The organism is Pirellulales bacterium (assembly GCA_035533075.1).
Taxonomy (GTDB): domain Bacteria; phylum Planctomycetota; class Planctomycetia; order Pirellulales; family JAICIG01; genus DASSFG01.
Genome location: DATLUO010000001.1, coordinates 24900 through 38773, shown reverse-complemented (window position 1 = coordinate 38773; position 13874 = coordinate 24900). Strand labels below are relative to the sequence as shown.

The window sequence follows — 13874 nt, the reverse complement described above, 5'->3', positions numbered from 1 at the left end:
GAGTCGCACCCGGCGCGCGGAGCTTATGAGGCTCCACTGAGCACTGGCCCACCTGCGTCAAAGTGACCAAGGGGAGACTCGAACTCCCACGCCCACGAGGGGCCGACGTTCTGAGCGTCGTGCGTCTTCCAGTTGCGCCACCTGGCCAAAGCGACCCGTGCGGGAGTCGAACCCGCCTTCCGAGCTTGAGGGGCTCGTGTCCTGAACCGATAGACGAACGGGCCAAGTTGTGTTTTCGAGTGCGCCGGGCGGGAGTCGAACCCGCAAACACTTGGGTTTAAGCCAAGCCGCTCTGCCTGTTGGCGTACCGGGACGCGTCGCTGTTCGAAGTAGTCCCGGACAGACTCGCACTGTCGATCGTCACCTTGTAAGGGTGCTGCCTTCGCTGCTAGGCCACGGGACTGTCTGTCAAAAAGTTCCGGGGGTTGGAATCGAACCAACGACCTCCTGGTTCAGAGCCAGGCATCACTACCAGCAGCAACTGCCCCGGATCGGGTGTTCTTGGGACACGGCCATCGCGACGAAAGTTCGGGGAGAAGGACTTGAACCTCCATCACCTGGTTCAAAGCCAGGCAGCCTACCGTTAGCCGATCCCCGATCAAGGCATTGCTGCTCGACCGCTTTCGAGGCGTAGGGAAGGCCCTTTATTATTCCCTCTCCGCGCGCGTTCGAGATGCCTCGAAGCCACGACGCAACGCCGACGAACACTGGCATGTCGATGTCAGCTACCTCAACATCGCCGGCACGTTTTATTTCCTCTGCTGCCGGGACAAGGACATCCTGGCCGCCCGCGATCGCAAACTGGCCGAGGCCCGCGAGCGACGCAAACAACAACGCCAGGCCCAACACGAGCGCCGGTTGAAGCCGGTCCGCGGATGCCCCTGGGCATGCCACGGCAGCAGAACGTGATCGTCGGGGAGTGGATCTTCGAGCCGGCTGCAACCTGCCGCTCGGTCACGACGACACCAAGCCGTGGACGTTACTCACCGGCGGCGAAGCGGATTGGGTCGCAATGGTCGATGCCGCCGCGCGGTGCCGGATCGGCGAGGTGGCGAAAGTGCGCGTGGGCATCAAGACCACCGCCGACGGTGTTTTCATCCGCCGCGATTGGGAGACGCTGCCCGGCGAGATTCGGCCGGACCCGCAGCATCTCCTGGCGCTCCTTTCGCAGGAAGACGCCGCCCGATGGCGGCCGCTGGAAGCCACTGGCCCGCAAAGGCGGGTGCTTTATACACACGAGGTCGTCGATGGCCGGCGGCGTGCGGTTCGTTTTTCGGCATCGTCGCCCACCTGGAAGTATCTGCTGAGCAGAAAAGAGAACATCGAGTCGCGAATTCGGCGCTGATCTCGCGGTACCACGACTTGGCCTTCCAAAACAAGCTGTATTCGCAGCGCAGGCGTCACCTGACCCAGTACATCACCGAGTATCCGCTGCCCGACCGCGATGCCGCGCCGTCGCGGCAGGTAGTGAAAGTCGTCCGGCGGCTGGTGCAAGAGACGCTGAGCAGTGAGGAGCGTCAGCGGCTGGAAGCGAGGGTCGACGCGCTGGTCGCGCAGGCCTTCGGCATCGACTGGCCGGATGTCACGGGTAGGGCGGATTGAAGACGGCCTGGCCTTCAAACCGGTCAAAAAACGCCATCGGGATCGAGCGTTGGCGTTGCCACCACCAAAGGTGCAAGCCGTCGCGCGATTTCATCACCAGGCGAAAGGTCTCGCTGCGACGCTGGCGGAATAGAGATAGGTCCTATCAATCCGGTCGCCCACCTTGGCTGACGGCGTAGCGTTGTAGCACGTATCTGCTATCATCAGAAAGCGAGCGGGTCGGCCCGCCGAAAACGAAGTTCGCTAACCGCATTCTTCCGCAGACTCTCGGTAGTACGGTTCGCCATCGAACCGGAAAAGGTGTCAGGATGTCAGGAACCGCTTTGATGGGCTGCCGGCTCCTTTCTTGGGCGACCGCGGGGGCGGATGGTCAATTCTAATCCGAGCCGCCGGATCGTGCGTTCATTCCACGACTCGCTTCCATAGGGGTTGCCGCGTTCCACGCTGCGGCGAATCGCGGTCAACTCCGCCTCGTTCGGTGGGGCATTGACCCATTCCACCCAGCCAGATTTACGCCGGAGGGGCCAAGAGGCTAGGACGGGCTTGTCGTCGGCCGTGCCGCGCAGCCAGCGGTACAGGCTACACCAGGGCCACGCCTCGGCGCGAGGCACGAGGTTCGCGCGCAAGGCGTTCCGCTCCACGTGCCGCGCGACCGCGTAGAAATGCTCGTCCTCCTGAACGGGGAACGATTTGAACCGGCCTTGATAGACGTGCCCATTGCCGACGTCGGGCCGATGCGCGTGCCACCGCTGCGTATGGGTCAGGGTGAGCCAGCGGACAAACTGCGAGAGTTCGCCTTTCTTCCGCGGCCAGACGAGCAAGTGCCAGTGGTTTGGCAGCAGGCAATAGGCCAGCAGTCGCGTGTCGGTCCGCTCGACCGCCTCGGCCAAAACTTTCTCGAAGGCATCGAAGTCGCCCTGATCGTCGAACACGGTCATGCCCGCGTTGCCACGGTTCAGCACGTGGTAGACGAACCCGCCTTCGCTAGCTCGATGTGGTCTTCCCATAAACGGAAATGATAATCCATGAGGCCCTGCCCGTCAAGAAAACGGTTCCCGACACCTTTTCTGGCCCACTGGTCGGCCGAGTTTCACCATTCGCCGAATATGGGGCGATGCTGGCCGGCCGGCAAGGCGTTGGGTGAAAAAAAGCCTGAATCCAGGGTGTAACCTCGTCGCCATGCGGCACCACCGCCGCGTTTCCCGCGATGCCGTGCAAATATGCCAAAACGACGCAACCATTTGATGGTTAGAGAGTTACATCAAATCTGGCGGTTCAGCCTGTTTGTCGCGAACACAACCCAAGCCACTTTGCTCGTACAACGCGGGAAGACACGAACCGTTCCCGACACAACCCGAGCCACTTCGGGCATACAAAGGTTCAGGGTTCAGGAAGAATCCAAGCCCCAAGCCCCAGAGAGGGAGAGCGGGGGAGACGGAGCGACGGAGAGAGGGAGAGAGGAATTAGGGGTCGCGAGTTGCGCATCTTCGCTGGAACGCGAGGAATTGGGGACGGCGAGTTGCGCGTCTTCGCTGGAACGCGAGGAATTGGACGGCGAGTTGCGCGTCTTCGATGGAACGCGAGGAATTGGGGACGGCGAGTTGCGCATCTTCGAAGGAAGCCGAGGAATTGGGGACGGCGAGTTGCGCGACTTCGATGGAACGCGAGGAATTGGGGACGGCGAGTTGCGCGTCTTCGAAGGAACGCGAAGAATTAGCGGCGGCGAGTTGCGCATCTTCGATAGAACACGAGGAATTGGGGACGCCCGATAAGGCACAAAACTGGTACGAAGTGATCGTCGATGCCCTGCGCGAAGCCGGATAGTCGCGTGGCTGCCGTCTCCTGAACCATGAACCCTGAACCCTGAACCCTGAACCCTGAACCCCGAAGGCTGCCAATTTGACATATCGCCCACGGTCGGAGGCCGACGCCGAAATCCGCCAGACCGCGTTACAACTTCCTATGCAGTCAGGAGTTATGATTACAACACTCGCTCTGGCACGGGGTGTGCGTTTGGGGCCTTGTCGCGCGGGCGTTCGGCTGCCAATTGTGGTCAAGCTTGAGTCGCCCGGACGCTTTTTGACAACAGAACAATCACCGTTTTTATCGCCTAAAACCAGGAGGAAACCACTGTGGCAAAGCAGATGGTCTTTGATGACGAAGCACGGCAGCCGCTGTTGGCCGGCGCCTCGAAGTTGGCCCGTGCGGTCAGCAGCACCCTCGGCCCCCGCGGCCGCAACGCCGTGCTCGACAAAGGTTGGGGTTCGCCCAAGGTAACCAAAGACGGCGTCACCGTCGCCGAAGACATCGAACTGGACGATCCTTTCGAGAACCTGGGCGCCCAGCTCGTCAAGGAAGCCGCCAGCAAGACCAACGACGTGGCCGGCGACGGCACCACCACGGCCACCGTGCTGGCCGAAGCCATCTTTCGCGAAGGTCTGAAGATGATCGCCGCCGGGGCCGATCCGATGGCCCTCTCGCGAGGCATCACGAAGGCCACGGCCCGGGTCGTCGAGGCGGTCGCCAAGTTGGCCACGCCCATCAACGAAAAGAACAAGACCGAGCTGCGGCAAATCGCCACCATCGCCGGCAACAACGATCCCAGCATCGGTGACGTGCTCTCCGACGCCTTCTTGAAGGTCGGCAAAGACGGCGTGATTACCATTGAGGAGGGCCGGCAGTCCGAGACGACCGTTGAAGTGGTCGAAGGCATGCAGTTCGATCGCGGCTACCTTTCGCCGCACTTCGTCACCAACCAGGACGATCAAACGGTCGAGCTGGAGAACTGCTACATCCTGATCTACGAAGAGAAGATCTCGAACGCCAAGAACCTCGTTCCGCTGCTGGAGGCGATCAGCAAGGCCAACAAGCCCCTGCTGGTCATCGCCGAGGATCTCGAAGGCGAAGCGTTGGCCACGCTGGTGGTCAACAAGATGCGGGGCATTCTCAGTGCCTGTGCCGTCAAGGCCCCCGGCTACGGCGACCGTCGCAAGGCGATGCTGGGCGATATTGCCACGCTCACCGCGGGCACGGCCATCTTCAAGGATCTCGGCATCTCGCTCGACTCGGTCAAGCTGACCGACCTGGGCCGGGCCAAGAAGGTCATCATCAACGCCGAGAACACGACGATCATCGAAGGCGCCGGCAAAAAGGCCGACATCGACGGCCGCGCCGAGCAGATTCGCCGCGAAATCGAGGTGACGGACAGCGAGTACGATCGCGAGAAGCTGCAAGAGCGGCTGGCCAAGCTTTCGGGCGGCGTGGCCCAGATCAACTGTGGCGCCGCCACCGAGACCGAGATGAAAGAGCGCAAGCACTTGCTCGAAGACGCCAAGTCGGCCGTGCAAGCCGCGCTGGAAGAAGGGATTGTGCCCGGCGGCGGCGTGGCCCTGATTCGCAGCGAGAAGTCGCTGGAGAAACTCGACCTGGAAGGCGATGAGCTGCTCGGTGCCCGCATCGTCAAAAACGTGCTCGACTATCCCTTGCGTTGCATCGCCGACAACGCGGGCGCCGACGGTGCCGTGGTCGTCAATCGCGTCCGCCAGTTGAAGAACAAGAACGAAGGCTACGACGCCGACAAGGGCACCTACACCGACCTGGTCGCCGCGGGCATCATCGACCCGGCCAAGGTGGTCCGCACCGCCTTGCAAAACGCGGCCAGCGTGGCTTCGCTGATGTTGACCACCGAGTCGCTCGTGACCGAGATTCCCAAGGAAGAAGAGCCTGAGGCGGGCGGCCACCACGACCACGGCATGGGTGGAATGGGTGGTGGCATGGGCGGAATGGGTGGCATGGGTGGCATGGGAATGGGAGACATGGGGATGTAAACAGGCGAGAGGCGCCAGGCATCAGGCGTCAGGCGCTTGGTGTGACTTCCTGACGCCTGATGCCTGACGCCTGACGCCTTTCCAACGATCCAAGCATGAACTTAGACAAGGGACCTAATTATGAAAGAAGCCAAACTGCGTCCGCTCGATGATCGCGTTGTTGTGGAACCCATGGAGGCCGAACAGATGACCGCCGGCGGCATCGTGCTGCCCGACACCGCCAAGGAAAAGCCGCAGCGCGGCACCGTGATCGCCACTGGACCCGGCAAGCTGATGGACAGCGGCGAGCGCGGCACGATGTCGGTCAAGATCGGCGACGAAGTGATCTACGGCAAGTACTCCGGCACCGAGATCGAGCTGAACGGCCAGGATGTGAAGATCCTGCGCGAGGCGGACATTTTGGCCAAGGTGCTGGCGTAGGCTGCCTTGCTGGCCCCGCTCTGTAGGGAACGGACTCCGTGCCGTTCCGCGATGAGCGAGTTGACGTCTTTTCTCGATTCACGGAACGCCACGGAGTGCGTTCCCTACAGAACACGGAACGCCACGGAGTGCGTTCCCTACAGAACAACGATTCTTAAGAACCAAGGAACCCATAACCGTGCCCAAGCAATTACTCTTCGAAGACAGCGCCCGAGCGAAAATGCTCAAGGGTGTGGAAAAACTGGCCGATGCGGTCGCCATCACCATGGGACCGACGGGCCGCAATGTGATTATCGACAAGTCGTTCGGCGGTCCGACCGTGACCAAAGACGGCGTGACCGTCAGCAAAGAGGTCGAGCTGGAAGACCGCTTCGAGAATATGGGCGCCAAGCTCGTGAACGAAGTGGCCTCCAAAACTTCCGACGTGGCGGGCGACGGCACCACCACGGCGACCGTGCTGGCCCGTGCCATCTTCAAGGAAGGCACCCGCAACATCGCCGCCGGCAGCAATCCCATGGCGGTGCGGCGAGGCATCGAGAAGGCCGTTGATGCGGCCATCGAGCAGCTCAAGAGCATGGCCAAGCCGGTTTCGAGCAAGGCCGAGATCGCCCAGGTCGGCTCCATCAGCGCCAACAACGACACCGACATCGGCAATCTTTTGGCCGACGCGATGGAGAAGGTGGGCAAAGACGGCGTGATCACCGTCGAGGAAGGCAAGGCCACCGAGACCACGCTCGAGCTGGTGGAAGGGATGCAGTTCGACAAAGGCTACATTTCGCCGTACTTCATCAACCGTCCGGCCGAGATGGATTGCCTGCTCAACGACGCCTTCATCCTGATTCACGAGAAGAAGATCGGCAGCCTGCGCGACCTGATTCCGATTTTGGAGAAGGTGAGCCAGACGGGCAAGCCGCTGTTGATCATCGCCGAAGACGTGGAGGGCGACGCCCTGACGACGTTGGTGGTGAACAAGCTCCGCGGCATCCTCAATATCTGCGCGGTGAAGGCCCCCGGTTTCGGCGACCGCCGCAAGGCGATGCTGGGCGACCTGGCGGTGCTCACCGGCGGCACGCTGATCAGCGAGGATCTGGGCATCAAGCTGGAGAACCTGGAGATCGGTCAGCTCGGCCGCGCCAAGCAGATCACGGTCGACAAGAACGACACGACGATCGTGCAAGGCGCCGGCAAGCAGGATGAAATCAAGAACCGCATCCAGCAGATTCGCAACCAGATCGAGGACACCGAGAGCGAGTACGATCGGGAGAAGTTCCAAGAGCGTCTGGCCAAGCTGACCGGCGGCGTGGCCATCATTTCGGTGGGGGCCAGCAGCGAGGCCGACATGAAGCAGAAGAAGGCCCGCGTCGAAGACGCCCTGCACGCCACGCGCGCGGCGGTGGAAGAGGGCATTTTGCCCGGCGGCGGCGTGGCCCTGCTGCGCTGCAAAGAGGCCATCGAAAAGGCCCGCGGCAGCGCCAAGGGCGACGAGAAGATCGGCGTCGATATCGTGCTGCATGCCTTGGCCGCACCGATGAAGCAGATTGTCGACAACTGCGGCATCGACGGCTCGGTTGTGGCCGACGAGATCAGCCGCAAGCCGGTCAACGTGGGTTACGACGCCAACAAGGCCGAGTACGTCGATATGTACAAGGCGGGCATCATCGACCCGTTGAAGGTGGTCCGCAGCGCCTTGAGCAACGCGGCCAGCATCGCGGCCCTGATGCTCACCACCGAGGCCATGGTCACGAACTTCGACAAGGACGACAAGAAAAAGACGCGGATTGAGGGATCTGTCCGCTGAGCGTCCGTTGTCCGTGGTCAGTTGTCAGTGGCTGCGGACACGGGACGGCGGAGACGTACGCACGGGCCACTTCAGCGATGGAGTGGCCCGTTCGCGGCGCGGAGGCGCATCGCAAAGGCGTAAGGTGGGACCAGAGAGCTTGCGAGCGCCGGCCCACCGATTCGAGGCATCAGGCAAAGGTCAATTCAAATGTTTCTGAACCCTGAACCCTGAACCCTGAACCCTGAACCCTTCGTCGGTGGGCCGGCGCTCGCGAGCTCGCTGGTCCCACCCTACGACGTCGCGAACAGTTCATGTTGCGGAAAAAAACTCGCCTGTCCGCGGTTCGTAAGTGGGGCCTATAATTCAGGAACGGATAAGAGCGACCGGCGACAGCTATGGTGACTATGGCAGGCAAACGCGATTACTATGAGGTGCTGGGGGTCGCGCGAACGGTCTCCGACAAGGAGATCGCGGCCGCCTATCGCAAGCTGGCGATCCAGTACCATCCCGATAAGAATCCGGGCAACGAAGAGGCGGTGGCCCGCTTCAAAGAGTGCGCCGAGGCGTTCGAGGTGCTCAGCGACCCGGACAAGCGCGCCCGTTACGATCGCTACGGGCACGCCGGCGTCGAGGGGCCGGGTGGCGCCCCGCACTTCACCGACGTGAACGATGTCTTCGAGGCCTTTGGCGACATTTTCGGCGAAGGGCTGTTCGGCGAGATTTTCGGCGGCGGGCGGCGGGGACGTGGACGACGCGCACGCCGCGGCAGCGACGTGCGGGCCGACGTCACGCTCGACCTGCTGGAGGCGGCACGCGGCGCGACCAAGAAGATCCGCTTGGAGCGTCTGGAACGCTGCGAAGAGTGCCGCGGCTCGGGGGCCAAGCCCGGAACGAAGCCCGAAAAATGCCGCTATTGCGGCGGCCAAGGGCAAGTGATCCAGACCACCGGCATCTTCCGCGTGCAAACGACGTGTCCGGCCTGCCGCGGCGCCGGCAGCACGATCAAAGAACCTTGCCCGGCCTGCCGTGGCGAGGGACAGATGCGGCGTAGGGTGGAACGCGAGGTCCGCATTCCGCCGGGCGTCGACAACGACACGCGGTTGCGTTTGGGCGGCGAAGGCAATCAGAGCGCCGAGGGCGGCACGCCGGGCGACTGCTACTGCTTCATCACGGTGAAGGAACATTCGCTCTTTCATCGCGAGGGGCAGCATCTGGTGTGTCAGATCCCGCTTACTTATTCGCAGGCGACGCTGGGCTCGAAGATCGACGTGCCCACGCTCGACGGCCGCGAGGAGTTGGACATACCTCCGGGCACGCAGCCGGGCGACGTGTTCCGCTTGCGTGGCCGCGGCATGCCAGATCCAAGACAACGCGGCCAGGGCGATCTGCTGGTGCAGGTCAGCCTGGAAGTGCCTAAGACGTTGACGCCGCGGCAAGAAGAGTTGCTGCGAGAGTTGGCCGAGGAGGAGCGGGCGAATGTGAGCGCGCATCGCAAGAGCTTTTTCGAGAAGCTCAAGGACTACTTTATGCCGGCTGAGGAGCCGAGCGGCGAACGAACGGGGTGACGACCATGAACGATCAAGAAACCAACGATTCAACCTCTGAAGCGGCCGCTGCCGCCAACGTGGTGACGGAAGAGTCGGCGGCCACGTCGCCCGACGATGCCGCCGCGCTGCGGCGGGAGCTGGCCGCCGCCAAAGATCGCGCGTTGCGGGCGCAGGCCGAGCTGGACAACTACCGCAAGCGCATGCGCAAGGAGATGGACGACGAGCGGCGTTATGCGCAGTTGCCGTTGCTCGGCGACCTGTTGCCGGTGCTCGACAACGTGCAGCGTGCCATCCAGGCGGCCGCGAAATCGCCGGATGCGAGTGGGTTGCTGGCCGGCTTCAAAATGGTTGCGCAACAGCTCGAGAACGTGTTGTCGCGGCACCACTGCCAACGCATCGAGGCGTGGCACAAACCGTTCGATCCGCACTTGCACGCGGCGATCATGCAGCAGCCTACGGGTGAATTTCCGCCCAACACGGTGGTGCAGGTCGCGCAAGACGGCTATCAAGTTCACGACCGCGTATTGCGGCCCGCACAGGTGATTGTTTCGACGCCACCGGCGGATGGTAATGGAACCGATTAGGTCTAAGACAGATTCGTCAATTCATGCCTACCTACGACTACGTTTGCGACGCTTGCGACCACAAGTTCGAGCTTTTCCAATCGATCACGGCCGAGCCGGAGAAGAAGTGCCCCGAGTGCAAGAAGCGGAAGCTGCGGCGATTGATCGGCGCGGGCGCCGCGATTGTGTTCAAAGGATCGGGCTTCTATCAGACGGACTACCGTAGCGAGTCGTACAAGAAGCGGGCCGAGGCCGATAAGCCGGCCAGCGAATCCAAGTCCGAATCGAAGAGCTCGGAGTCGAAGACTTCGGAAACGAAGGCCGGCGGCAACGGTTCCACCGCCAAGAGCGAGAAAAAGGCGAAACGCAAAGACTAACGCTCGGTCACTCGTGGATTGATGGATTTCGCCATGCCACTCGTGCGTTGCCCGATCTGTCGCAAGCGGTTCGATAGCAGCCAGTCGACCTTCCTGCCTTTTTGCAGCGAGCGTTGCCGGCGGATCGATCTCGGCCGCTGGCTGGGCGAGGAATACACGGTACCCGTCGAACGCGAGGACGAAGAACCGGACTACGGACGAGAGCCTGAGGAAGAATAAGCACAGAAAGAAGGATGAAAGATGGGAGACGGCAGGCCGTAAATGTCGATTGACGCCTGCCCCGGCTGACCTACGTTTTCGATGACGAGTCGCCCTCGCACTGCCCGGCCGGCATGCGAAGCGCCACCCGCGTCATCGAACTCGCAGATTCCACCGTAGGCGCACTCTCAACATGATCGGGCCAGCCGGCACAATCCACCGCGCAGCACGCGCTCTGCGTCCGCCACGTCACAGGCGAGGCTTCCCGCCGGCGCACGAAGCGTTTGAGCTTCAAGCGGCCGCCACGCCCGGCGCGACCGCCGTTGTTTACGGCAACCGTTCGCTCAGCTATGCCCAGCTCGACCAGCGGGCCAATGCCTTGGCCGGTGTGCTGGCTGAGTTGGGCGTCGGGCCCGAATGCCTGGTGGGCGTGGCCCTGGAGCGGTCGCTCGACATGGTCGTCTCGCTGCTGGCCGTGCTCAAGGCAGGCGGGGCGTTTCTGCCGTTCGATCCCGGCTATCCGCGGCGGCGGCTCGAATTCATGCTGGCCGACGCCCGGCCGCAATGGTGCGTCACCCATCAGGCCCTGCTCGACTCTCTGCCGTCGCCGCGCGGGTCGGTCGGCTGGCGCCATCGCGACGGACTGATGATCGTCGGTCAGTGCGCCGCGGCACGTCGGCCCGCCACGTCCGACGGCAGGCGGCTGGCTTATGCGATCTATACTTCGGGTTCGAGCGGACAGCCCAAGGCCGCGTTGCTGACCCACGGCGGGTTGGCCAACCTTATCGCGGCCGAGCGCGGCCTGTTGCGGCTGCGGCCGGGACGACGGGTGCTGCAATTCGCCAGCCTGGCCTTCGACGCGGCGGTTTGGGAAATCTTCGGCACGCTGACCAGCGGCGCCAGCCTGGTGTTGGCCGACGCCGCAGAGTTGCTGCCGGGCGAACAACTGCGCCGTACCATCGACGAGCATCGGATCGATACGCTCACGCTGCCGCCGTCGGTGTTGTCGATGCTCGGCCCGCCCGATCTGCCTTCTCTGACGACGTTGGTCGTGGCGGGCGAAGCGTGCGGCGCCGCCTTGGCCTCTCAATGGTCGGTCGGGCGCCGGCTGATCAACGCCTACGGTCCCACCGAAGCCACGGTTTGCGCCACGGCCTGCGAATGTCCCCGCGGCGACCAGCCGGCGCCGCCCTTGGGCGACCCGTTGCCGGGCGTCGAGCTGCTCGTGCTCGACCGGCAATTGCGGCCCGTCGCCAAGGGCGACGCGGGCGAATTATGCATCGCGGGGCCGGGGCTGGCACGCGGTTATCTGAATCGACCGGAGTTGACCGCGGAAAAGTTCATCCAGCATCCGCTCGTCCGGCGGCGCGATGGGCGGTTATACCGCACAGGCGATCTGGTGCGCCGCCGCGCCGACGGCCAGCTTGAATTCCTGGGGCGGACCGATCGGCAAATCAAAATACGCGGCGTCCGCATCGAACTCGACGAAATCACCGCCGCGCTGGAGGCCCACCCGAAGGTCCTGGCGGCCGCCACGGTCGCGGCGCACGACCGCCCCGCCGCGCGACTGGCCTGCTTCGCGGTCCCTCGCGCCGGCGCCGCTCTGGCAGCCAACGAGCTGCGCGCTTGGCTGCACGCGCGGCTGCCGGTCGCCCTCGTTCCCTCGTCGCTCACGCTCGTCGATCGCTGGCCGCTCTCGCCCAATGGCAAGCTCGACGAGCCGGCGCTGCTCGCATTGGAAGCGACGAAGATTGCGACTCCGTCGGCGCCCCCTACGCGGTCCGCTTTCGATGGGCAGGTGCGCGATCTGTTTCAGGAGTTGTTGCACACCCCGGAGGTCGGCAGGAACGACGACTTCTTTCAGTTGGGCGGCGATTCGTTGCGGGCCGCGGAGCTGCTCATCCGCATCGAGCGCCGCTTCGGGCGAAGGGTCTCCCTCGGCCAGTTGCTGGCGAACTCGAACGTTGGCGCATTGGCACGACTGCTGGCGAGCGAAACCCGCCACGAAGCACCATCGACGGCCGTGCCGCTGGAGACCGGTGGCCAGCGTCCGCCGTTGTTCCTCGTTCATCCGGCCGGCGGCAGCGTGGTTTGTTATCGCCGCTTGGCGCAGACGCTCGGCCACGGCCAGCCGTGCTATGGCCTCGAGTCGCCGGCGCTCGTTGGCGATGAACGGCCGTTGACGACGATTGAGGCGATGGCCGAGCGCTACCTGGACGACGTGCTGCGCATCCAGCCGGACGGTCCTTACCTGCTGGCCGGTTGGTCGCTGGGCGGCTTGGTGGCCTACCAGATGGCTCACCGCTTGCGCGAGGCGGACCGCCCGGTGCCGCTCCTGGTGCTGATCGACGCGGGCGTGCTGCTTTCGTTCCAGCTTTTGCGCCGCTTTGTATCGACCGACGACGTGCCGGCTTTCATGTGGAAACACGCCGATCGCCAGCGGATGCACGCGCGGTTGTGCCGGCATGAAGGACGCCGGCTTTTGCCCACCGCCTCCGACGAGAAACTCTCGCGTAGAATCTTCGACACCTTCTGGGCCAACGTCGAGGCCGCCTATCACTACAGCCCGCCCGACGACGGCGGGCCGCTGACGCTCGTCGTCGGCGCCGACGCCCAAGGCAAGTATCATCCTTTTCGCGAGTGGCGGCAGCGGTGCCAAACGATCTGCTTGCACGAACTGCCCTTCGAGCATCTCGACCTGCTCGAACCGCCTTGTGTCGGGCAGGTGGCCGGCATTTTCCGATCGGCGGTCGACGAAGCCATCCTCCAACCGGAGACGATTCCATGAACCACCAAGCGTCCACAATCCAGAAGGCGTCAGTGAGGCGGCGGCGGACGCGAAAGGGGCACGCCGAGCGGGGCCGCAGCTACACGCGCGTCGCCGCGTTTTACGAAGCCGTGGCGAACGTCTACTCCGCCGGACAGATTGCCGCCGCCAAGCGGGCGCAGCTTGGCGCGATGCGGCCTGGCGACCGCGTGCTCTACGTCGGCGTCGGCGCCGGCGAAGACGCCGTCGAGGCCGCCCGGCTCGGCGCCCGGCTGACTTGTCTCGATCTGTCGTCGGCCATGCTCTCGCGGCTCGAAGCGCGGCTGGGCGGCGAAGGGCATTCGGCGGAGATCGTATGCGGCAACGCCTTCGATCACCATCGACCGGGCCACTACGACGTGGTGACGGCCAATTTCGTATTGAACTGTCTGAACGGGCCGTCGATGCGCGCGATGCTCGCCCATCTGGCCACCCAGGTGCGGCCGGGCGGCAAGCTGCTGATCGCCGACCTGGCCCTGCCCCAAGGCAACGTCATTTCGCGGCGCCTTCAGCGGGCCTACAGCCGCTTGGCCAACGTGATTTTTTGGGCGGCGGGTCTGGTGCCGCTGCACCCGATCTATGACTACCGCCGCCACCTGGCCGAGTGTGGTTTGCAGCTTGCCGGAAGCGAAGCGTTCCGGCTGTTGAGCATTGGGCCAATTGCCTACGAGACGCTGACGGCCGTTCGCGCGCCAGCGGACGAAAGATGAACTGCACGCGGCCGAGACGCCAGCAATCGCCAATCAGGGAAGCA

The 13874-nt window shown here is 63.6% G+C and carries 13 protein-coding genes and 6 tRNA genes; 12 read left to right on the top strand and 7 right to left on the bottom strand.

Annotated features, from left to right (window positions below):
* Positions 1-63: 63 nt before the first annotated feature.
* The 6 genes from VNH11_00180 to VNH11_00155 all read right to left on the bottom strand — a co-directional run bounded on the left by VNH11_00180 (position 64) and on the right by VNH11_00155 (position 598).
* Positions 64-147: transfer RNA gene (locus tag VNH11_00180), tRNA-Leu, on the bottom strand.
* A gap of 4 nt (positions 148-151) precedes the next feature.
* A tRNA-Glu gene (locus tag VNH11_00175) sits at positions 152-224 on the bottom strand.
* 16 nt (positions 225-240) lie between these two features.
* A tRNA-Leu gene (locus tag VNH11_00170) sits at positions 241-316 on the bottom strand.
* A gap of 14 nt (positions 317-330) precedes the next feature.
* Positions 331-403, bottom strand: a tRNA-Val gene (locus tag VNH11_00165).
* A gap of 13 nt (positions 404-416) precedes the next feature.
* Positions 417-491, bottom strand: a tRNA-Gln gene (locus VNH11_00160).
* Positions 492-527: 36 nt separating this feature from the next.
* Positions 528-598: transfer RNA gene (locus tag VNH11_00155), tRNA-Gln, on the bottom strand.
* A gap of 8 nt (positions 599-606) precedes the next feature.
* Between VNH11_00155 and VNH11_00150 the strand changes: the two genes are divergently transcribed.
* The 3 genes from VNH11_00150 to VNH11_00140 are packed head-to-tail and all read left to right on the top strand — an operon-like array spanning position 607 to position 1602.
* A complete protein-coding gene (locus VNH11_00150) occupies positions 607-909 on the top strand; it encodes a hypothetical protein (protein HVA44774.1) in 303 nt (100 codons plus the stop codon).
* A gap of 10 nt (positions 910-919) precedes the next feature.
* Positions 920-1345, top strand: coding sequence for a hypothetical protein (locus VNH11_00145; GenBank protein ID HVA44773.1), 426 nt, complete (start codon positions 920-922; stop codon positions 1343-1345).
* Between the two features lie 17 nt (positions 1346-1362).
* Positions 1363-1602, top strand: a complete 240-nt coding sequence (locus VNH11_00140; protein HVA44772.1) for a hypothetical protein — start codon at positions 1363-1365, stop codon at positions 1600-1602.
* A gap of 311 nt (positions 1603-1913) precedes the next feature.
* Here VNH11_00140 and VNH11_00135 read toward each other — a convergent pair whose 3' ends face one another.
* A complete protein-coding gene (locus VNH11_00135) occupies positions 1914-2609 on the bottom strand; it encodes a transposase (protein ID HVA44771.1) in 696 nt (231 codons plus the stop codon).
* Positions 2610-3734: 1125 nt separating this feature from the next.
* Between VNH11_00135 and groL (VNH11_00130) the strand changes: the two genes are divergently transcribed.
* The 9 genes from groL (VNH11_00130) to VNH11_00090 all read left to right on the top strand — a co-directional run bounded on the left by groL (VNH11_00130) (position 3735) and on the right by VNH11_00090 (position 13830).
* On the top strand, positions 3735-5429 hold the full coding sequence (groL, locus tag VNH11_00130; protein ID HVA44770.1) for a chaperonin GroEL: 1695 nt from the start codon (positions 3735-3737) through the stop codon (positions 5427-5429).
* A gap of 120 nt (positions 5430-5549) precedes the next feature.
* Positions 5550-5849 carry a co-chaperone GroES gene (gene groES / locus VNH11_00125; protein ID HVA44769.1) on the top strand — a complete coding sequence of 100 codons (300 nt, stop codon included), beginning with the start codon at positions 5550-5552 and terminating at the stop codon, positions 5847-5849.
* A 178-nt stretch (positions 5850-6027) separates the two neighbouring features.
* Entirely contained in the window at positions 6028-7647 is a 1620-nt protein-coding gene (gene groL, locus VNH11_00120) for a chaperonin GroEL (GenBank protein HVA44768.1), read from the top strand.
* Between the two features lie 386 nt (positions 7648-8033).
* Complete coding sequence (gene dnaJ / locus VNH11_00115) at positions 8034-9194, top strand: molecular chaperone DnaJ (protein HVA44767.1); 1161 nt, start codon at positions 8034-8036, stop codon at positions 9192-9194.
* Positions 9195-9199: 5 nt separating this feature from the next.
* Complete coding sequence (gene grpE / locus VNH11_00110) at positions 9200-9760, top strand: nucleotide exchange factor GrpE (protein ID HVA44766.1); 561 nt, start codon at positions 9200-9202, stop codon at positions 9758-9760.
* 23 nt (positions 9761-9783) lie between these two features.
* Complete coding sequence (locus VNH11_00105; protein ID HVA44765.1) at positions 9784-10116, top strand: zinc ribbon domain-containing protein; 333 nt, start codon at positions 9784-9786, stop codon at positions 10114-10116.
* 33 nt (positions 10117-10149) lie between these two features.
* Positions 10150-10335, top strand: coding sequence for a DNA gyrase inhibitor YacG (gene yacG / locus VNH11_00100; protein ID HVA44764.1), 186 nt, complete (start codon positions 10150-10152; stop codon positions 10333-10335).
* Between the two features lie 172 nt (positions 10336-10507).
* Positions 10508-13102 carry an amino acid adenylation domain-containing protein gene (locus tag VNH11_00095; GenBank protein HVA44763.1) on the top strand — a complete coding sequence of 865 codons (2595 nt, stop codon included), beginning with the start codon at positions 10508-10510 and terminating at the stop codon, positions 13100-13102.
* On the top strand, positions 13099-13830 hold the full coding sequence (locus VNH11_00090; GenBank protein HVA44762.1) for a class I SAM-dependent methyltransferase: 732 nt from the start codon (positions 13099-13101) through the stop codon (positions 13828-13830). The genes VNH11_00095 and VNH11_00090 overlap by 4 nt, the downstream gene beginning before the upstream one ends.
* Positions 13831-13874 lie beyond the last annotated feature (44 nt).

What these genes read in the sequence shown, in the direction of transcription:
- VNH11_00135 (HVA44771.1), bottom strand. Translation starts at nt 2,609, where the DNA reads ATGGGAAGACCACATCGAGCTAGCGAAGGCGGGTTCGTCTACCACGTG.
- groES (HVA44769.1), top strand. Translation starts at nt 5,550, where the DNA reads ATGAAAGAAGCCAAACTGCGTCCGCTCGATGATCGCGTTGTTGTGGAA.
- dnaJ (HVA44767.1), top strand. Translation starts at nt 8,034, where the DNA reads ATGGCAGGCAAACGCGATTACTATGAGGTGCTGGGGGTCGCGCGAACG.
- grpE (HVA44766.1), top strand. Translation starts at nt 9,200, where the DNA reads ATGAACGATCAAGAAACCAACGATTCAACCTCTGAAGCGGCCGCTGCC.
- VNH11_00105 (HVA44765.1), top strand. Translation starts at nt 9,784, where the DNA reads ATGCCTACCTACGACTACGTTTGCGACGCTTGCGACCACAAGTTCGAG.
- yacG (HVA44764.1), top strand. Translation starts at nt 10,150, where the DNA reads ATGCCACTCGTGCGTTGCCCGATCTGTCGCAAGCGGTTCGATAGCAGC.
- VNH11_00095 (HVA44763.1), top strand. Translation starts at nt 10,508, where the DNA reads ATGATCGGGCCAGCCGGCACAATCCACCGCGCAGCACGCGCTCTGCGT.
- VNH11_00090 (HVA44762.1), top strand. Translation starts at nt 13,099, where the DNA reads ATGAACCACCAAGCGTCCACAATCCAGAAGGCGTCAGTGAGGCGGCGG.